This window comes from Stenotrophomonas maltophilia group sp. LNF247 (assembly GCF_054083135.1).
Genome location: NZ_JBSRQL010000016.1, coordinates 44,469 through 63,666 on the forward strand (window position 1 = coordinate 44,469; position 19,198 = coordinate 63,666).

General features: G+C 67.8%; 17 protein-coding genes. 4 read left to right on the forward strand and 13 right to left on the reverse strand.

The features are described 5' to 3' along the window. Positions 1-10: 10 nt before the first annotated feature. The 8 genes from ACTXG9_RS15275 to ACTXG9_RS15310 form a co-directional block, all read right to left on the reverse strand. On the reverse strand, positions 11-688 hold the full coding sequence (locus tag ACTXG9_RS15275) for a hypothetical protein (RefSeq protein ID WP_021202156.1): 678 nt from the start codon (positions 686-688) through the stop codon (positions 11-13). Positions 689-785: 97 nt separating this feature from the next. Then, positions 786-1,886, reverse strand: a complete 1,101-nt coding sequence (locus ACTXG9_RS15280; RefSeq protein WP_021202155.1) for a hypothetical protein — start codon at positions 1,884-1,886, stop codon at positions 786-788. After that, positions 1,877-3,073, reverse strand: a complete 1,197-nt coding sequence (locus ACTXG9_RS15285) for a hypothetical protein (protein WP_021202154.1) — start codon at positions 3,071-3,073, stop codon at positions 1,877-1,879. Before ACTXG9_RS15285 ends, ACTXG9_RS15280 begins: the two co-directional genes overlap by 10 nt. A gap of 106 nt (positions 3,074-3,179) precedes the next feature. Next, positions 3,180-4,442, reverse strand: a complete 1,263-nt coding sequence (locus ACTXG9_RS15290; RefSeq protein ID WP_021202153.1) for an RNA polymerase sigma factor — start codon at positions 4,440-4,442, stop codon at positions 3,180-3,182. Positions 4,443-4,487: 45 nt separating this feature from the next. Continuing rightward, complete coding sequence (locus tag ACTXG9_RS15295; RefSeq protein WP_010484145.1) at positions 4,488-4,844, reverse strand: DUF1428 domain-containing protein; 357 nt, start codon at positions 4,842-4,844, stop codon at positions 4,488-4,490. Between the two features lie 24 nt (positions 4,845-4,868). Then, positions 4,869-5,279, reverse strand: a complete 411-nt coding sequence (locus tag ACTXG9_RS15300; protein ID WP_111102076.1) for a VOC family protein — start codon at positions 5,277-5,279, stop codon at positions 4,869-4,871. Positions 5,280-5,319: 40 nt separating this feature from the next. After that, a complete protein-coding gene (locus ACTXG9_RS15305) occupies positions 5,320-5,742 on the reverse strand; it encodes a VOC family protein (protein WP_005407887.1) in 423 nt (140 codons plus the stop codon). A gap of 67 nt (positions 5,743-5,809) precedes the next feature. Beyond that, positions 5,810-6,223 carry a YciI family protein gene (locus tag ACTXG9_RS15310; RefSeq protein ID WP_021202151.1) on the reverse strand — a complete coding sequence of 138 codons (414 nt, stop codon included), beginning with the start codon at positions 6,221-6,223 and terminating at the stop codon, positions 5,810-5,812. An 801-nt stretch (positions 6,224-7,024) separates the two neighbouring features. Here ACTXG9_RS15310 and ACTXG9_RS15315 point away from each other — a divergent pair. Continuing rightward, on the forward strand, positions 7,025-7,438 hold the full coding sequence (locus tag ACTXG9_RS15315) for a YciI family protein (RefSeq protein WP_049403440.1): 414 nt from the start codon (positions 7,025-7,027) through the stop codon (positions 7,436-7,438). Here the strand turns inward: ACTXG9_RS15315 and ACTXG9_RS15320 are convergent. Beyond that, a complete protein-coding gene (locus ACTXG9_RS15320; protein ID WP_457654791.1) occupies positions 7,416-9,497 on the reverse strand; it encodes a gluconolaconase in 2,082 nt (693 codons plus the stop codon). The two genes, ACTXG9_RS15315 and ACTXG9_RS15320, sit on opposite strands and share 23 nt — an antisense overlap. Positions 9,498-9,662: 165 nt before the next feature. Here ACTXG9_RS15320 and ACTXG9_RS15325 point away from each other — a divergent pair, with 165 nt between their 5' ends. Continuing rightward, a complete protein-coding gene (locus ACTXG9_RS15325; protein ID WP_111102285.1) occupies positions 9,663-11,183 on the forward strand; it encodes a tetratricopeptide repeat protein in 1,521 nt (506 codons plus the stop codon). A 48-nt stretch (positions 11,184-11,231) separates the two neighbouring features. Here ACTXG9_RS15325 and ACTXG9_RS15330 read toward each other — a convergent pair whose 3' ends face one another. Further along, positions 11,232-12,008 (reverse strand): lytic transglycosylase domain-containing protein, encoded by a 777-nt coding sequence (locus tag ACTXG9_RS15330; RefSeq protein ID WP_019660891.1) that lies wholly within the window; start codon positions 12,006-12,008, stop codon positions 11,232-11,234. Positions 12,009-12,237: 229 nt separating this feature from the next. After that, positions 12,238-13,611 carry a D-serine/D-alanine/glycine transporter gene (gene cycA, locus ACTXG9_RS15335; protein WP_021204435.1) on the reverse strand — a complete coding sequence of 458 codons (1,374 nt, stop codon included), beginning with the start codon at positions 13,609-13,611 and terminating at the stop codon, positions 12,238-12,240. A 229-nt stretch (positions 13,612-13,840) separates the two neighbouring features. Between cycA and ACTXG9_RS15340 the strand changes: the two genes are divergently transcribed. Next, positions 13,841-15,457, forward strand: coding sequence for an EAL domain-containing protein (locus tag ACTXG9_RS15340; protein ID WP_111098365.1), 1,617 nt, complete (start codon positions 13,841-13,843; stop codon positions 15,455-15,457). 173 nt (positions 15,458-15,630) lie between these two features. Here the strand turns inward: ACTXG9_RS15340 and ACTXG9_RS15345 are convergent, their stop codons facing one another. Continuing rightward, positions 15,631-16,815 carry an MFS transporter gene (locus tag ACTXG9_RS15345; RefSeq protein ID WP_457654792.1) on the reverse strand — a complete coding sequence of 395 codons (1,185 nt, stop codon included), beginning with the start codon at positions 16,813-16,815 and terminating at the stop codon, positions 15,631-15,633. After that, a complete protein-coding gene (locus tag ACTXG9_RS15350; protein WP_457654793.1) occupies positions 16,812-17,990 on the reverse strand; it encodes a serine hydrolase domain-containing protein in 1,179 nt (392 codons plus the stop codon). The genes ACTXG9_RS15345 and ACTXG9_RS15350 overlap by 4 nt, the downstream gene beginning before the upstream one ends. Before the next feature lie 250 nt (positions 17,991-18,240). On the opposite strand from ACTXG9_RS15350, the gene ACTXG9_RS15355 reads away from it, so the two are divergent. Then, on the forward strand, positions 18,241-19,140 hold the full coding sequence (locus ACTXG9_RS15355) for a LysR family transcriptional regulator (RefSeq protein ID WP_058980865.1): 900 nt from the start codon (positions 18,241-18,243) through the stop codon (positions 19,138-19,140). Positions 19,141-19,198: the final 58 nt, after the last annotated feature.

Sequence of the window (19,198 nt, forward strand, 5' to 3'; positions counted from 1 at the left end):
TCGCCTCGGATCAGAGCGTGTCGAGCATCGAATCGGCGTTGGACGGCACCTTCACCTTGCTCTTCCTGGCGAAGGTCACGGCCGACTTGGTCGAGCCGTACAGGCCCTGGATGAAGCCCGGCGATTCCTTGGCCACCCATGCACCGGCGGCCAGCTTGCGGCCGACGGTCGCCAGCTGGGTCGCGCCCAGGTTCTTCATGCCGGCGGTGAAGTTGCTGGCCTCGCCACCGAGCTTCTGTGCTTCGGCGGCCGACGCCAGCAGCGAGACCAGGCCTTCGGCGTAGTGCTGCTTGGATTCAGCGTTCAGTTCCGGCTGCGCGGCCTGGCGCTCGTTGATCGCCGCCTGCGCCGCTTCGCTGACCGACACCGACTTCTTCATCGCATCGACGCTTACCGAACCCGACGACAGCGCCTGGCGCTCGGCTTCCAGCAGCTGCACCTGCTCGGCCAGGCCGAAGGCACGGGCAAACGAGGTCTGGGCCTGCAGCGAGTGCGACTGCGAGCTGACGAAACGACGCACCAGCGCTTCCTGCGCGGCTTCGTCCGGGGCGGCGGCGCTGGAAGCGCTGCTGCTGGAGGTGCCGGTGGCGGCACCGGCCAGGTCCTTCAGCTTGCCCAGGCCAGCGTGGGCCGGCATCGACAGGGTGGCGGCAGCGATGGCCACGACAAGAGCAGTATTGCGGATCATATGAGTGTCCTTTGGGAGAGACGGCCGCGAAGCGGCACGTGGGAATCGGTAATCCAGGGTGATGCCGAGCGGGCTCGGCACCCACCGGGGTGGCGGATCAGCGGACCGCCTTGACGTTCAGTTCGTTGATCATCTGCTGGGCGGCCTTTTCGGCAGCCAGCTGCAGCGCGTTGGTACGGGCCACGGTTTCATTCGGGCCGGTGCCGGAGAACTGCACCGGGCCCACCGACGACACGGTGCGCGGGAAGCGACCGGTCACGTCCAGCACCTTGCCGGTGACCGTGACGAACACGCGGGTGTTGCCACTGGCCGGATCGCGGTCGCGCATGCCGATGTCGAGGGTGCCGACGGCGATGTACGGAATGTTGGCCGCACGGATGCCGTTGGCGGTATCACGCAAGGTGGCCGGGGCCAGGTCGTTGCCGGTGCTGAAGTCCTTGCGGATGCGCTCGATGCTGAGCAGGCCGCGCGACTCGCCCTCCACGTATTCGGCTTCGACCACTTCGTAGCCGGCGGCGCTGAAGGCACCGGTCATCGCGGTGTTCACTTCGGCGGCGTTGGCCACCTTCCAGGTGATGTTGTCGGCGCGTGCGGTGGTGCTGCCACCGCTGGTGACCGACATCGAACCATTCTGGTTGATGCTGCCGTTGGTGCTGACCGAGTTGCCGCGGAAGCTGTCGCCCTCACGGGTGTTCTCGCTGTAGCTGCTGCTGGCGTCGACGCGGCGGTATTCCTTGTCCTGGAACGACTGCACGGTGTCCTGCGAGCGCGCCATGAACAGGAAGGTCAGCAGCGAGCGCTGCGCGGCGGTGGCACCGGCCACGGCCGAACCCGCATCCAGCTTGGTCTGCAGCAGGGTGGTGTTGATCTCGGCGCGGACGGTGACGGTGTAGGTCTTGGCCTTCTTGTCTTCGGTGTCCGACAGCTGCACGGCGCTGAGCACGTAGCGATCGATCTCGCCGATGAACTCGGCGCGGCGCGCTTCGAACAGGCGCAGCTTGGCCGCACCGGTTTCAGCGATGTACGCCTCCAGGGCATTGACCTTGGCCTTGTTCAGGGCCTGGGCACGGGTGTCGGCACTCAGGCGCAGGCCGTAGCTGGCCGAACCGGTACCGCGCGAGCTGGCGGTCTGCGCAGCGACCGGCGAGGCCACCACCAGCGCGATGAGGAAGAGCAGGATGGTACGCATCAACGACATGACTTGATCAACTCCTGAAGGGCTTGGGTCTGCTGCTGCAACGGGCGGCCGCCCGGCTTCTGTTCGTCCAGCCAGGCGCGCGAATCGGCACGCTTGGCGGCGGCGCCGGCGAAGGCATCGAGCCCGGCCAGCAGGGTTTCGTAGCTGGCCGACCACTGGTCGACCTGCCACTGCGTGACCGGCACCACCTTGGTGGCCCCCTTGCGCAGCGGCTGTTCGAAATAGACCTTCCCCGAGAACGGCTCGGTCACCTTGGCGGTGAAGAAGGCGCCGAACAGCATCGTCTTCATCGCCGGGGTTTCTTCGATCACGCCGTTCTTCAACGCATCCACCTGCAGGTTGATGACGTAGTCCGGCTCGGGAATCTTCAGCTGGTAGACCTTGCCGTCGGCAAAGCGCGCCGCCATCGCACCACCGATCGCCTGGCCCGAGGCCGGCGGCAGCAGGCCGACGCCGGTATTGGATGACAGCGTCTTGGACAGTTCGTGGGCCAGCGTGGCGCGCAGCGGGGCGTCCCACTTCGGGTCGGGCAGCTTGGCGCGGACCGCGTCGGACAGGGTTACGCCACCGACCTGCAGGCGACGCACGGCGGCATCGGGCAGCTTGGCCTGGGCGAGGCTGGCGGCCAGCACCTGCGACAGGCTGGTATCGGCACTGCCGTACAGGAGATCGGCAACGATCGCGTCGATATCGTCGTTGTCCGGCCGGTAATCCTGCACGTCGATGCGCTGCAGGGTCAGCGGATAGGACGCGATCACCTGGCGCTCGCGGAAGTCGAAGAACAGCGCCTGCAGCGCCACTTCCACCAGCACCTTGTACTGGTCACCGATCGGCTCGACCGAGACCAGTTCGCGGTCCAGTGCCGCGGCCAGCACGGTCGCGCTGGTGGTGCCGTCGAGCATCGCCACCGGCTGGTCGATCAGCTGCAGGTGGGCCGGGGCGCGGCGCTTGAGCGACTGTGCCAGCGCCTGGTTCAACGGAATCAGGCCGCGCTGTTCCAGCACCGCATGCGCATGTGGCGTGGTCGCCTGCACGGCGGCGGCGTCAGCGGTATAGGCGAAGCCTGCCCAATAGGCCTGCTGTGATTTGTCTGCCGCCTGCGTGGCCATCGGCCACACGGCCAGGCACAGGGCACAGGCAAGCAGGCGCGCAAAAGCGCGCGATGCGCTCTTCGTCCTTGAATACATCCAACCGCTCCTCGGTCAATACGCACGGAATGCGGACGCTGATGCGTCCGCTGGGCGCGAAACATAGCCGCTCAGGCGCGCGGCGACAAGTGCTGTCCTTGTCGGCTCAGTCTGTGCGGGGCAGGCCCGCCCGTTGCCGCAGCAATCCGCGCTCGGCCCGGTTCTGGCTGAGCCGAGCTGCCTCGCCAAAAGCGTCACGCGCATCCTGCTCACGCCCCAGTGCCTGCAACAGCTCGCCACGAACCACCTGCAGCGGCGCGTAGTCGCGCAGGCGCGCATCAACCAGCAGCGGCTGCAGTTGTACCCATGCAGCGAACGCGCCCTCGCTGCGCAGTACCGCCACCACCCGGTTCAATGCCACCACCGGCGAAGGTTGCACCTGCAGCAGCTGTGCATAGAGCGCGGCGATGCGCGGCCAGTCGGTATCTTCAGGACGCCGCGCCGCCGCATGGCACGCTGCGATGCGCGCCTGCAGCACATAGGGATCGTCACCTCCACCGGCGGCCAGCGCGCGCGCCAGCACCTGCTGCCCGCGTTCAATCTGCAGCCAGTCCCAGCGCGCGCGGTTCTGTTGGTCCAGCAGCACCGGCACGCCCTGCGCATCGGTCCGTGCTGCGGCACGCGAGGCCTGCAGCTCCATCAGCGCCAGCAGGCCCAGCACCGGCGGCACCGGCAGCCGGTGCGCCAGAATGCGCGCGAGTCGCAGTGCCTCGTCGCACAGCGCCGGACGCATCCAGTCGTCACCGGCACTGGCCGCATAGCCTTCGTTGAAGACCAGGTAGATCGCCTCCAGCACTGAAGCCAGCCGCTCGGGCATCGCCTCCGCGCGCGGCACTTCATAGGGCACCTGCTTCTGCGCCAGGGTGCGTTTGGCGCGCACGATGCGTTGGGCGATGGTCGGCTCGGGCTGCAGGAAGGCGCGGGCGATCTCGGTCGTGGTCAGGCCACCGAGCAGGCGCAGGGTCAGTGCCACCCGCGCATCGGCCGGCAACACGGGGTGGCAGGCCACGAACATCAGGCGCAGCAGGTCGTCCCCCAGGTCATCTTCCAGCGCCTGGCTGTCATCCGGCGCTGGCAGGGGTGCCGGATGCAGTTCCTCACCCCATTGCGCATGCTGCTGCGCCACGCGCTGGTGCTGGCGCAGCACATCGATGGCGCGGTTGCGCGCGGTGGTCATCAGCCAGGCTCCGGGGTTGTCCGGGATGCCCTGTTCCGGCCAGCGCTCCAGCGCGGCCAGCCAGGTGTCCTGGGCCAGCTCCTCGGCACGGCCGACATCACCGCCGAGCAGCCGCGCCAGGCGCGCGATCAACACTGGCGACTCCATCCGCCAGAGGGCTTCCAGACGCTGCGTCAGTGCGGGATCGAGCATGCGCCGATCACAACACGCACGCCCGGCCCGCACAAGCGCCATGGCTCACGCTTCGACGATCGGCTTGAAGCCGCCCCAGAACATGCGCTTGGTATCGAACGGCATGTCCTTCGGGCCCAGCGACGCCAGCCGCGGGTCGGCCATCACCCTGGCGTTGATGCGGTCGCGTGCCGCGCGCGAGCGGAACACCACGAAGGCGACGATCACCGTCTCGCCCGGTTTCGCCTTGACCGCACGCGGGAACGAGGTGCTCTTGCCCGGTTCCACATCGTCAGCCACGCATTCCATGTACTGCAGCGCGCCATGGTCCTTCCACACCGCGCCGGCCTTGCGGGCAAGGCGGCGGTAGGCCGCCACCTTGTCCTGTGGGCACGGCAGCACGTAAGCATCCACGTAAGCCATGTGGGTTCTCCCTTGCGGCGGCCGTCAGCCCGGCTCGCCGTCCATGTGTGCGATTTCCCAGAGATGGCCATCCAGGTCCTGGAAGCCGCGCTGGTACATGAAGCCCAGGTCGCGCGCCGGCTGCGGTTCGCTGGCGCCGGCGGCCAGTGCCTTGTCCAACAGCTCGTCAACGGCCTTGCGACTGGGTGCCGAGAGTGCGTTGATCACTTCCGTGTGGGTGTGCGCATCGGCAATCGGCTTGTTGGTGAACTGCTGGAAAAAAGGTTGGGTCAGCAGCATCACGTAGATGCTCTCGCTGATGACCATGCCAGCCGCATCGTCATTGGTATAGGTTGGATTGAAGCTGTACCCCAGCGCGGTGAAGAACGCCTTCGACTTCTCCAGATCCTGCACAGGCAGGTTGACGAAGATCATCTGCGGTTGTGGTGCACTCATTGGTAACGCTCCTTGTGGATGAAGAGGAAAGCGGGAGGGATCAGGGCTGCTTCATGCAATTGACCATCCACGGCTTGCCGTAGCGATCAATCAGCATGCCCCAGCGGTGCGCCCAGAACGTTTCGGCGATCGGCATCTGCACCTGGCCACCTTCGGCGAGCGCCGCGAACACGCGCTCGGCCTCCTCGATGCTGTCGACATCGACATTGATGGTGGTCGAGCCGCCCTCGCCACCGCCGGGACCGTCGGCCGCCATCACGATGGCGCTGCCGATTTCCAGCTGGCTGTGCGCAACGTGGTCGAGGGTTTCCGGCGGCATCTCGTTGCAACCTGGCGAGCCATCGGAGGGCGGCATGTCGCGGTATTTCATTTCCGACGTGACCTGGCCACCGAGTGCCTTGGCGTAGAACGCCATCGCCTCATGGGCCTGGCCGCTGAAGCCGAGGAAGGGAATCAGTTTCATGGCAATACTCCGTTGTGCGGTTCAGGGCAGTAGTGCCGGGTCCTGCCCGGCAGGGAGATGAATCGGGTCAACCTTCCAGCTGTGCACGCAGACGCTGTTCCTGCTGCTGTAAGTCGGGGGTGAAGGCTTCACCGAAGTCTTCGGCGGTGATCAGCGGGCGCAGTTCCAGCGTGCCGCCCTCGCCGAACGGCGCACGGCTGGCCCATTCAACGGCCTCGTCCAGCGACCGCACCTCCCACAACCAGAAGCCGGCGATCTGTTCGCTGGCAGGACCGAATGGACCGGCCTCGACCTTGGGTACCCCGCCGCCGAAATGAATGCGACGGCCGCGCTGGGTGGCGTGCAGGCCTTCACCGGCCAGCATGATGCCGGAGGCCACCAGTTGTTCGTTGAAGGCGCCCATTTCGGACAGTTCCTGTTCGCTGGGCATGCGGCCGGCTTCGGAGTCGGCGTTGGCCTTCACGATCACCATCACTTTCATTGCAGTCTCCCGTGGGGACGCGTGATGCGTGCCCTTCACTGGGTACAACGAACCAGGGGGCTGGGAATCGACACGTCTGTTGGAAATTTTTTCTTCCGTGGAAGGCGCGCCTTCGGCGGGAGTCGGCGAACGGCGGCGCCCCTCCGTGGTGGGTTGGGTGGGTCGCTGAAAGCTGGGTTCATGGGCTTTGTCGGGTGGGTAGACGGGTCGGGGGACGCCGTAAACCCGTCCCTGGGGGCTTGACCGCGGCTTGCTCGTGTGCGCTGTCCTGCGCACACGGCAAGACCGGGGTTGGGCATCGTGCCCAACCCGCCCGAGGCATGCCTCGGGCCCATGCCGCGGACACCCCCGCCCCGCCTACCCACCCGGCCTTTGACAGTTTCCTGTCACCGTCGCACACCACGGGAAGATCAAGAGAAAAGGCAGAAGCAAAGGCAACAGCAACGGCGGTTGGCTGGCGGCCTCGGCTTTGCGAGCGAAGCGACCCGCTTTTGCTCTTGCTTGTGATTTCCCGTGGTGGATCGGCAACCGGAATCTGTCTGGGGCCGGGCGGGTGGGGTTGGCGGGGTATCCGCGCCAGGGATGGCGCGGCTAAGCCTCCAGGGATGGATTCACGGCGTCCCCGCCAATTCCCCCCGCCCGGCCCACCCGCAGGAAGCCAGCTTTCAGCGACCAACCCACCCATCACGGAGGGGCTCCGCCGTTCGCCGACCCTCGCCGAAGGCGCGCCTCCCGCGCTGCAACATGCCCACGCGCAGACCTGCGCCATCATGGGCACCCCGCCCCCGCCAGGACCGCGCCATGCAGCAGTACCTGCTCCTGATCTACATCGAGCCTGCCCTGCTGCAGGCCCTGCCCATCGAAGAATTCAACGCGCTGATGCGCGACTGCCTGGCCCACGCCGACAAGCTGCAGGCCGAAGGCACGCTGCTGGCCGCGCAGAAGCTGCAGCCGGTCGACACCGCGCAGACCCTGCGCGTGCGTGATGGCCACAGCCGCGTACTGGATGGCCCCTTCGCCGAAACCCGCGAACTGCTGGCCGGCTTCAACCTGATCGTCGCCCGCGACCGCGACGAAGCCATGCGCATCGCCCGCGACTTCCCTTGGGCACGCTTCGGCAGCATCGAAGTGCGGCCGCTGGAAGACATGGACGCCGAGCGCGAACGCTGCGGCGCGCCGGCTGCGGCTGCGGCTACGGCAGCAGCCGTACCCTGATCTCGCGCGGGCCGATGCCTTCATTGCCGCTGTAGTCGCGCACGCTGGCGCGCACGATGTACTCGCCCGGCGGCAGCGCCGCCGGCTGCCAGCGCCCGGTTTCCATCAGGCCATCGCGCACGGTGTTGGTGGCCAGGTAGCGGAAGCGGGTCACCGCGCTGCCATGCACGGTGATGCCGCTGTCCGGTGCGTAGGCCACGCGCACCGCTTCCCGCTGCGGCGGCATGCGGTTGAACACGATGTTCCAGCGTGGCTGCTCGTAGCCCTGCAGCGGTTGGCCGCCCGCATCGAGAATCTGGTAACCCACCTGGTACATGCCCAGGCGCCGCCGCGGCAGGTTGTTGTCGACCTGGTCCCAGGCTTCGACCACGATCTGCACACCGCGTCCCTGGCGCGCCACCATCACCACGCCATCGCTGCCTGCGGCCATCGGCTGGTCGTTGTCGTCCAGCAACGCCACATCGGTGATGCGCGGTGCGAAGTGGTCGGCGTAGTTCTGGAAGCCCAGTGCCACGGCGTTGGTCTCGAAACCACCGGTGCCGACCGCCAGGTGCACATGCGCCTGGTTGTTGATGCTACCCAGGCGATCGCCGACGTGAATGCGCATGCCGCGCCGCACGCGCATCCGCTCCAGCTTGCCCTGCTCGTCGTACAGCGCCTGCCAGCGCGCATCGAACGGTTCATTGCGTGGGGTGCGGCCCACCCGCATGTGGATGTACTTGAGGCGATCCACGGCCAGGCCCTCAGCCTGCTCGCCCAAGCTCCAGGCCGCCATCGGGCTGCTGATCTTGCCATCGGCAATCGCCAGCACGGTCTGGCCCACATCACCGCGCACGTCGAAGCCCCCGTGCAGGTGATGGCGACTCTCGCCCTTGAAGTTGCCGCGCACTTCGCCGAGCGTGCCGACGACTTCGTGCCAGCCCTGCTGCGGCGCCAGCGGCCAACGGCCGCCGGTATCGGGCAGCGCGGCATCGGCGGCCGGGCCGACCAGCGCCGGTGCGGGCAGTTCCCCCACCGGTAGCGGGCGCAGGCGGTGCAGGCGATAGGCCGTCGCGTCGGCCACCAGCACGCTGCCGTCGGCGTCCATCGCCAGGCCACTGGGGCGGGCCAGGCGTGGCAGTCGACCGTTGCCGACCAGCGCGATCTGATGGCCCTGCGGCGTCACCTGCACGATGCGGCCATCCATGTCGCCCACGTACAGCACGCCATCGTGGGTGGTGGCCAACGACAGCGGCCCATTGATCACGCCACCACCACCCACCACGGTGCTTACCGTGCCATCGGCACCGACGCGGCGCACCGCGTTGTTGAACAGGTCGGCCACCAGCAACGCGCCCTGCGCGTCGAAGGCCAGTGCCACCGGCGTATCGAAGCGCGCAGCGGCGCCCGTGCCATCGGCCAGGCCCGGCCGATCGCCACCGGCCAGTGTGCGCACGTTGCCATCGGTACCGATCACCCGGATGCGGTCATTGAAGGTATCGGCCACGTAGACCTGGCCCTGCGCATCCACTGCGATGCCCATCGGCGCATCGAAGCGCGCCTGCGCGGCAGGTCCATCAACGTGGCCCTGTTCGCCACCGGCCAGCGTGGTCACCTGGCCATCGGTGCCGATACGGCGGATCGCATGGTTGCCGGTGTCGGCCACATACAGGTTGCCCTGCGCGTCGGCGGCAATGCCCGAAGGCGTATTGAAACTGGCCTGCAGTGCCGGGCCATCAACGCGCCCCTCGCCCTGCCCGGCCACCGTTTCGACGCGGCCATCGGGCAGGCGGCGACGGATCCGGTTGTTATCACCGGCATCAGTGAAATAGACACTGCCATCGGCACTGCGCAGCAACGCATAGGGATCGGCGAAGCGTGCCTGCCCGGACGCGCCGTCGCGGTCACCGGGGTGGCCATCGCCGGCCAGCGGCTCGATCTGTGCGGTCCACGCCAGTGGCGTTGGAGCCGGGCCCGCCGGTTCAGCCAACGTGTGCAGCGGTGTCTCCCACCAGGTCGCAGCCAATGCCACTACCGTCGCCAACGCTACGCCTGCCGCCATCCATTGCCACCGTGCCATCGCGCTGCGCTGCCTGCCTGCTGCCTGAAGAGGCACCGACAATAGACGCTGGGCACCGCATGCGCCAAGGCCAATCGTACTGCCGGATACCAAAGTTCCATGCGCCACGCTTGTTCTCACCAGCCCCAGCAGGTTCAATGCGGTTCCCACGGATGGAGATCCTCCATGCCCCGCATCCTCCCCCTTGCTGCCCTGCTGGCCGCCGCATTGGCCAGCACATCCGCCACCGCTTCGATCACGGTGGCGCCGCAGAAGCCGTCAATCACCGCCGATGTGATGCACATGGCCTATGCCACGCGCTGGGATGAGGCCATCCAGCAGTCACGCAGTGGCAACACGCTGGGCGCGCTGATCGCGATGGAACGGCTGATGGAAGATCCGATGCTGGATGACTTCGATGCCGAACATCGCGGCCGCGCCGCGCAGGTGGCCGGCTGGACCGCGATGGTGCAGAAGAAGCCGGACCAGGCCCGCCGCTACCTGCAGCGCGCACAGGAAGCACTGCCGGACGACGCGCAGATCCTGCTGACCCTGGTCTCGGTGGAACTGTCCGAGAACCAACCGGCACCTGCCACGAAGCACCTGGTGCAGGCGCTGAAGCATGCCGACGCGCCGTTGCCGGTGGACCACCACGCGATCAACTACCTGCAGTTCCGCCTGCGGGACCAGCCCCAGCAGCGCATGGAACTGCTGCAGGCGCTGTTCGACAACGGCTGGAAGAGCGGCGGCCTGGAACCCACCGGACTGTGGCTGGCACTGGCAACACTGCAGGCCGACAATGGCCGGGGCGACGACATCCCGGCCACGTTGGCGCGCATCACCGGCCCCGCCGAGATCATCCGCCTGCGCAGTGACAAGCGGTTTGATCGCTATGTCGACCGCGACGATGCCCGCTTCGACCCAGTGCAGGCTGCACAGAAGCACCTCGACGAACTGCGAGTTTCCGGCCTGCTCGACCGGGCGCTGGACGCACGCATGGCCGAGTTCAGCAGCACGCTGCTGATGCTGGACCGCAACGAGGAAGTGCTTGCGCTGACCGATGGCATGGCCGGTGCGGCGGCCGAAGGTGAGTCGCCCTCGGCGACGGAAGCCGAATGGGTGGCGTGGCTGCTCAACAGCCGGCTTATGGCGCTGCGCCGGTTGGGCCGTAACGATGATGCGCTGTCCACAGCCAGGCTGGCCGCACGCATCGGTGCGCTGGGCCCGGATGGTGCCGAGCACCAGTTCAACGTCGGGTTCTTGCTCAGTTCGCTGGGCCGCATTCAGGACGCTGCTGTCGCGGTGAATGACATGCCGGGCCTGGCCGGTTACGGCAAGGCGGCCCAGGCACTGCTGCAGTTCGTTGCCGCCCGTGAACGTGGCGATGCCAAGACCGAACAGGCCGCGCGCGCAGCCATCCTGGCCCAGGGCGATGACGCGCGCCTGTTCCAGCGCGAGATGCTGCTGGAGGAAGGCAATCTGGACGCGGCCGCTGCGGTGCTGATCGAACAGCTGCGCTCACCGGTTGAGCGCGGCGAGGCACTGGCCTCCCTGCAGGACATGCGCACCTATCCGTCGCTGCCCGGCGACGTGAAGATCGATGCCGCCTGGCGTGTGCTGAAGCAGCGTGCCGACGTGCAGGCCGAGGTGGCACGCGTCGGCCGCATCGAGCGCTACAACCTGGTCAGCACGTCCACCTCGCGCTGAGCCGATTTCCTGTGGAGCCGAGCGTGGGCTCGGCACTACACCTCCCGCCTAGCGGGCTGGCACTTCGGTGCGGATGCCCATCGCTTCGCGGTAGCGCGCGTACAGCGCCATCACCTTGTCCACATAGGCCAGGGTTTCGGCGTAGGGCGGCACGCCCTTGTAGCGGGTGACTGCACCGATGCCCGCGTTGTAGGCAGCCGCCGCCAACGGGCGATCGCCGTTGTAACGGCGCAGCAGCGCGCGCATGTACCGCGCGCCGCCCTCGATCGACTGCTGCGGCGAAAACGGATCGCGCACGCCATATTCCTGTGCGGTCTCCGGCATCAACTGCATCACGCCCTGTGCGCCCTTGCTGGACACCGCCAGCGGATCGAAATTGCTTTCGGCATGGGCGATTGCGCGCAGCCAGGCATCGTCGACGCCCGTGGCCTTGGCCGCGGCCTTGAACTGCCTGGCGTGCTGCGCCAGCTGCGGCTTGCCCACCTTGCCCAGGCCTTCGTGGGCAGGCTCGCCCGGCGGTGTGGCCACGGTGAACTTCAGGAATACCCGCGAGCCGGGCAGGTTGCGGGTGGAGTAGACCAGCACGCCATCCTGCTCGCGCTCGTACAGTACGCCGCTGAACACGCCCATGTTGCCCCACAGGTTCGGGGTCTGGATGGCGTTGTCGTCGATTTCCTTCGGGCTACAGCGCGAACCCGGTTCCGGCGCGGTGGCCAGGCTGACGGTGTTGCCCTGCACACAGCGGTAGACGGTGCGTGCGGCGGCCAGCCCGGGCCACAGGCTGGGCAGCAGCAACAGCACAAGCAGGAGAGGGCGACGGGACATGGCGGCCGGATCATCCGGCCGCGCCCGCGAATGTTGGGTGAATGGGGGTCGGCAGGGCTGCACCCTGCACTTGCGCCGGCGCCCGCAGCGGTAGAGTCGACTGTCAGTCGACTATCGCGCGCAGCGCGGGGTTTTCCGAAAGCCCATGGAAGAGCAGTCGACTAACAGTCGACTCTACCGATTTCCGACGTTCTCGATTTCCGGCGTTGCCGAAACCCCGCATTCCCGGTCATTTCACCGTTCTGAGACGCACCCGGTACCCCACGCCCAGCAGCACGAACCACACCGGGCTGGCGATCAGCGCCTGGCGGGTGTCAGCCTGCAGGCTCAGCAGCACCAGCACCGCGGCGAAGAACACCAGGCAGGCCCAGCACATGGCGACGCCGCCGGGCATCTTGAAGATCGACGCAGCGTGGCGTTCCGGGTAGCGGCGGCGATAGGCCATGTAGGCCACCAGGATCAGCGACCACACGAAGATGAACAGCACCGTCGCCAGCGTCGTCACCAGGGTGAAAGCAGTCACCAGGTTCGGAATCAGGTAGATCAGCAGCGTGCCACCCAGCAGGCACAGGCACGAGAACAGCAGGCCACGGGCAGGCACGGCAGCGCGCGACAACTTCGACAGCCCCCGCGGTGCGTGGCCTTCCTCGGCAAGGCCGTACAGCATGCGACTGGTGGAGAAGATGCCGCTGTTGGCCGAGGACGTGGCCGAAGTCAGCACCACGAAGTTGATCAGGCTGGCGGCGGCAGGAATGCCGGCCAGCACGAACAGCTGCACGAACGGGCTCTTGTCCGGCACCACCTGGCGCCACGGGGTGACGGCCATGATCGCAATCAGCGCCAGCACGTAGAAGATGATGATGCGTACCGGAATCGAGTTGATCGCCTTGGGCAGGTTGCGCTCGGGGTCGGCGGTCTCGGCGGCGGTGGTGCCGACCAGCTCGATGCCGACGAAGGCGAACACCGCAATCTGGAAACCGGCGAAGAAGCCGACCAGGCCCATCGGGAACAGGCCGCCGTCATTCCACAGGTTCGACAGCGACGCGGTGTGGCCACTGGGCGAGGTGAAGCCCCAGGCCACCAGCCCGGCGCCGGTGATGATCAGCGCACAGATCGCCACGATCTTGATCAGCGCAAACCAGAACTCCATCTCGCCGAACAGCTTCACGGTCACCAGGTTCAGTGCCAGCAACAGCAGCACGCAGGCCAGCGCCGGTATCCACGCATCCAGCCCGGGGAACCAGAACTGCGCATAGGCGGCAATGGCGATCACATCGGCGATGGCGGTCACGATCCAGCAGAACCAGTATGTCCATCCACAGAAGAACCCGGCCCATGGGCCGAGCAGATCCGTGGAGAAATCGATGAAGGACTTGTACTGCAGATTCGACAGCAGCAGCTCGCCCATCGCGCGCATCACGAAGAACAGCATCGCGCCGATGATCAGGTAGACGAAGACGATGGAGGGTCCGGCCAGGCTGATGGTCTTGCCCGAGCCCATGAACAGGCCGGTGCCGATGGCACCGCCGATGGCGATCAGTTGCAGGTGGCGGTTGGAAAGGCTGCGGCGCAGGTGCTCGGGGGGCGTTGCGGGCTCGGTCATGGGCGCGGGCAAGAGGGCGGCGAAGCGTTCGACGGTAGTCCTCCAGCGCCCGGAGCGCCAGCATCGGACGGGTCAATCACGTCAAACTTGGCCGCTTTCATCACAATGTGACCGAATACCGGATTGATCCCATTCCGCCCGGCCCTGCGCCATGCTCAGATAGCCGTTCCTGCCCAAGGATCGGCCCGCCCATGTGCCCTGCCCTGCCCACCCCGCTGGAGCCCCGGCCATGAGCCGGCTGCGCGTGATCATCGGTGGCACCGCGCTGGCGATTCTGGCCGCGGCCGTGCCGATCGCGGTGATGGCCTATGCCACCTGGGACCGGGCCGTCAGTGTCGAGCAGCAGCGCCTGCGCGATATCGCCGGTCGTACCCTGCGCCGCGCCGACCAGTCCTACCGGGAAGCACTGGCGGCGCTGCAGTCGGCCGAGGCCGGCGCCCAGGACGCCTGCGGGCCGGACCATATCCGGCGCATGCAGACGCTGGTGATGACCTCGCCGTCGGTTGACCAGATGGGCTACTTCGAGGGTGGCAAGCTGCGCTGCACGTCGTGGGGGCCGTTCCTGTCCGACGTGAACCAGCCGAAGGCCGACCACGTCACCAGTGATGGCGCCGGCATTGCCGTGGATGTGCGCCCCGAGGCAAGCGGACGGCGCCAGGTGCTGTCGATCCTGTATGGCAACTACGACGTCCTGGTCGATCCGCGCCGGTTTGTCGATGTCATCGCCGACCCGAACGTGCGCCTTGCCCTGGCCAGCCCGGATGGCCGCCTCCTGGCCAGGCAGAGCGGCATGGATCCCGCGTTGCTGGAGACCCTGCTGCGTGCGCCCGAGGAAGGCCTGGACCACAACACCCTGTACGCCACCGCCCGCAATGAAGAGTGGCTGGCGATCGCAACCACGCCGCGTACCGCGCTGGCTGCAACCTTCCGCCAGCAGGCGTGGCTGTTCGTGCCGATCGGTGTTCTGCTGGCCGCTGCCGGTGCCGGCCTGGTGGTGTGGCTGTCGCGTCGCCGCCTGTCCCTGCGCGGCGAACTGGCCACGGCGATCCGCCGCCGCGAGCTGTACCTGCACTACCAGCCGATCATCGAGCTGGATACCGGCATCTGCGTCGGCGCCGAGGCCCTGGTGCGCTGGCAGCGCCCGGATGGCACGCAGGTACGGCCGGACCTGTTCATTCCGCTGGCCGAAGAGGCCGGCATGATCGGCGCGATCACCGATCTGGTGATTGAGAACGTCGTGCGCGACATGCGCGATCTGCTGGTCGCCGACCGCAGCGCACACATCGCGATCAACCTGGCCGCCGAAGACATCAGCAGCGGCCGTGCGCTGAAGATGATCTCCAAGCACATGACCGGCAGCGGCATCCTGCCGCAGCAGATCTGGATGGAAGCCACCGAGCGCGGCTTCCTCGATCTGGACCGCGCCCGCACGATGCTGGCGCAGGCACGTCGCGCCGGCCACAGCGTGGCCATCGATGATTTCGGAGTCGGCTTCTCCAGCCTGCAGTACCTGGAGCAGCTGCCGCTGGACGCGCTGAAGATCGACAAGTCGTTCATCGATGCGATCGACACCGAGAGCGCGACGAGCCCGGTGACGCCGCACATCATCGACATGGCCAAGGAGCTGGGCCTGTGGGTGGTGGCCGAGGGCGTGGAGACCGAGGCGCAGTTGGCATATCTGCATGCGCGCAAGGTCGAGTTCGCGCAGGGCTGGCTGTTCTCGCGGCCGCTGCCACGGGACGAGTTCGTGGTGTTCCACCACAAGCGGCAGCAACGCTATGGCGCAGCGCGGGAGCACATGCAGAATCCGCGCAGCGTGCCGATCGAGCGTGAGGGCGTGGAGTAAGGCGGCGAACGGCGGAGCCCCTCGTGGTCGCGCCCGGTGAATCCATCAGTTGGGGCCGGGTGGATGGGTCGCGCAGGAGGCGCTGCGCTCGGTAGATCCACGCCATGCGTGGATGGCGGGGACCACGGTAGTGCCGGCCGCTGGCCGGCACCGCGCCATCACTGACTCGCCGCCTACGCCCAGGCCTTCGGCCGTGCCAGCAACCACGCCACGCTCACCGACAGCAGCAGCAACGGCAGCCATCCCAACTGGTTCGGGCCGCCCGCCTGCAGCAGCACACCCCCTGCAACGCCACCGGCAGCAATGGCCAGGTTCCAGCCGGTCACCAGCATCGACTGCGCCAGATCTGCGGCGGCACCGGCACGCCGCGCCAATGCGGTCTGGAACAACGTAGGTACCGCGCCAAAGGCAACGCCCCACAGGATCGTCGCCAGCAGCAGCGCGATCGCGTCGCCCGGCCACAGCAGCAGCGCGAGCACCGGCACGATGAAGCCGATCACGGCCGCCCACACCAGCGTGCGCAGGTGGCGATCCACACCCCAGCCAGCGATACCGATACCGGCAATGGCCGCCAGCCCGAAGGCCAGCAGCAGGCGGTCCAGCCACGGGCCGGCCCCCGCCTCCACCGCCAGCGGTTCGATGTAGGTGTAGAGCACGTTGTGCGCCAGCACGTACAGCACCATTACCGCCAGCGCGCTGCGCACGCCGGGCATGCGCCACACCGTCGCCAGCGAGGTGCGCCGGCCGGCTGCCGCCGCCGGCAGCGCGGGCAGAGCCCAGCGTGCGTAGGCAAGCAGCACCACGGCCAGCACGCTCATCAGGGCGAATGCCCAGCGCCAGCCGAGCTGCTGCCCCAGCAACGTGCCCGCCGGTACGCCCAGCGACAGCGCCAACGGCGATCCGACCATCGCCACCGCAATTGCCCGGCCCTGCAGCGAGGGCACCACCATGCGCGCCGCATAGCCGGCCACCAGCGACCACAACAGGCCACCACTCACCCCGGCCAGGAAACGTGCGGCCAGGATCAGTGGATAGCTGCTGCTCACTGCGGTCAGCGTATTGACCACCACGAAGCCGGCAATGGCGGCCAGCAACAAGGCGCGTCGCGGCAGGCGCTGGGTCAACGCAGTCATCGGCAATGCGGCCATCACCGAGCCCAGTGCGTACACGCTGACGAGCTGGCCCACCGCCGCATCGCTCACGCCCAGGCCTTCGCCCATCGGCCGCAGGACGCCCGCCGGCAGGGTCTCGGTCAGCAGGGTGATGAAACCGCCGCCGGCCAGCGCCAGCAGCCCCGCCCACGGCAGGCGCGTGGCTTCACCGGCCGGGCCAGCCGCATCGATGGCATGGCCGCTCACCGGGCGGCCTCCAGATCGGCGTAGACCGCATCACGCAGCTCATCGACGAAGGCGCCATCCATGCCTTCGTACAAGGTGTTGGTCAGCGCCACCACGCTGAGCCCGCGCGCAGGATCGACAAACCAGCTGTGCCCGTAGGCGCCGCCCCAACGCCATGTGCCTGCGCTCTGCGGCGTACCGCTGGCGGCCGCATCGCGCAGCACCGCAAAGCCAAGGCCGAAGCCCCAGCCGGCCGGTTCCGGCGGCCCCTGTTCGCCCACCTGCGGGCTGGCCATCTCCGCTGCCAGTGCCGGCGGCAACAGGCCTGAACGCTGCACATCACGCAAGGCCTCCAGCACCGCCATCACTTCATCGGCGCTACCGACCAGGCCTGCCCCGGCCGAAGGGAAACGGCTGGCATCGGTGGCGCGCGCGAGGCTGTACTCGATACCGACAGTACCCTCGAACGGAGCGACCACCTCGCCTTCGCGCAGGCGGTGCGGCTGCGGTGTGTCGCTCACATAGGGCGTGGCCAGCCGTGCCGCGTTGCGCGCAGCGAAGGCGGTGTCACGCAGGCCCAGGGGTGCGGCCAGCAAGCGCTCGAACAGTGCCTGCAGGGATTCACCGGTCGCTGCTTCAGCCACGGCACCGGCAACGTCCACGCCCAGCGAGTACAGCCACTGGCTGCCCGGCGCGAACAGCAGCGGTGCCTGCGCGATGCGGCGTACGTTCTCGGCCAGCGAGAGCGGGTTCGCGTCCAGGCCATCGCTGATCCCGGCGCGCGCATAGGGGCCGTCCACATCGGCTTCGAGGAAGCGGTAGCCCAGCCCGCTGCTGTGGCTGAGCAGCTGGCGCAGGCTGATCGGCGGCGCAGTGCCATCGGCCAACGCCGGGCGGAAATCCGGCAGCCAGCGCTGTACCGATGTGTCCAGGTCGAGCACACCCTCGGCCACCAGGCGCAGGATCACCGTGCTCAGCAGCGGCTTGCTCACCGACGCCAGCCGGAACAGCTGGTCGCGCTGCATCGGCGTGACCGATTCACGATCGGCCAGCCCGGTCGCGCTGGCATGGCGCAGTACGCCGTGCTCGCGCACCAGCACCACCGCGCCGACCAGGCGCTGCGGGTGGACCTGCTGCAGCAGCCGCTGCACCGAAGGCAGTGTCGGCGCAGGTTCGAAGGAAGGAGCGGCATTCATCGCGGTGATCCGTGGGGGAGAGGCCGCCACGTTAGGCAGCGGGCGTCCGCGCAAAAAGCCGGTTGCCGCTCCGGGCATCATGGACCGTGTAGTCCGCAGTCGGCATGATGGCCGGAACCGCAAGGCCGCAACGGTCTCACCGCAAGGCCGCAACGGTCTCCACGCCACCCCGCACCACAGTGTTGCGATGGCGGAGCCGCCCGCTACAGCCGCGCCGGCCTACCCTGCCGCTTTCATTGCCCGCACGCCCATGTCAGTCCTGGACAACCTCGCCAACCTGCAGACCTTCGTGCACGCGGCCGACACCCGCAGCTTCGTCGAGACCGGACGCCTGCAGGGTATTTCCGCCTCGGCAGCGGGCAAGTGCGTGGCACGGCTGGAGCACGCGCTGGGCGTACGGCTGTTCCATCGCAGCACGCGCAGCATCACCCTCACCGCCGAGGGCCAGCTGTTCCTGGCGCGCTGCCGGCGCATCCTGGACGAACGCGATGCCGCGCGCACCGAGCTGGCACAACCGCACGCCTCGCCCCGTGGCACCCTGCGCATCAGCCTGCCCCTGGTTGGCGACCTCACCCTGCCGTTGATGGCCGAGTTCATGGCGGCGTACCCGGATATCCGCCTGGACCTGGACTTCAGTGACCGCCTGGTTGATGTCATCGAGGAGGGCTTCGATGCGGTGCTGCGCGTCGGCGAACCCAGCGACTCGCGCATGAACGCACGGCGCCTGGGTGTGTTCCCGCGCCGCGTCGTTGCCTCGCCGGGCTACCTGCAGCGCTGCGGCGTTCCGCGCACGCCGGCAGGCTTGATGCAGCACACGCTGCTGCACTATCGCTTCCCCACCACCGGCAAGCTGGAACCGTGGCCGATCCACTGGCCCGACGATGAAACGCCGCAGGAGCTTCCGGTGCACATGGTGGCCAACACCATCGAAGCGCGGGTGGCGCTCGCACTGCGCGATATCGGCCTGGCCTTCGTGCCGGTGCACTCGGTGCGCGATGCCCTGGCCGACGGCCGCCTGGTCACGGTGCTGGACGAACACGTGCATTCCTGCGGCACCTTCCATCTGCTGTGGCCGTCGGGCCGACACGTACTGCCGAAGCTGCGGGTGTTCATCGACTTCGTCGGCGACCGCCTGGGTACCGTGCCGTAGATCCACGCCATGCGTGGATGCGTCTCGCGGCGAAAGGAAGCCGAGCATCGGCTCGGCT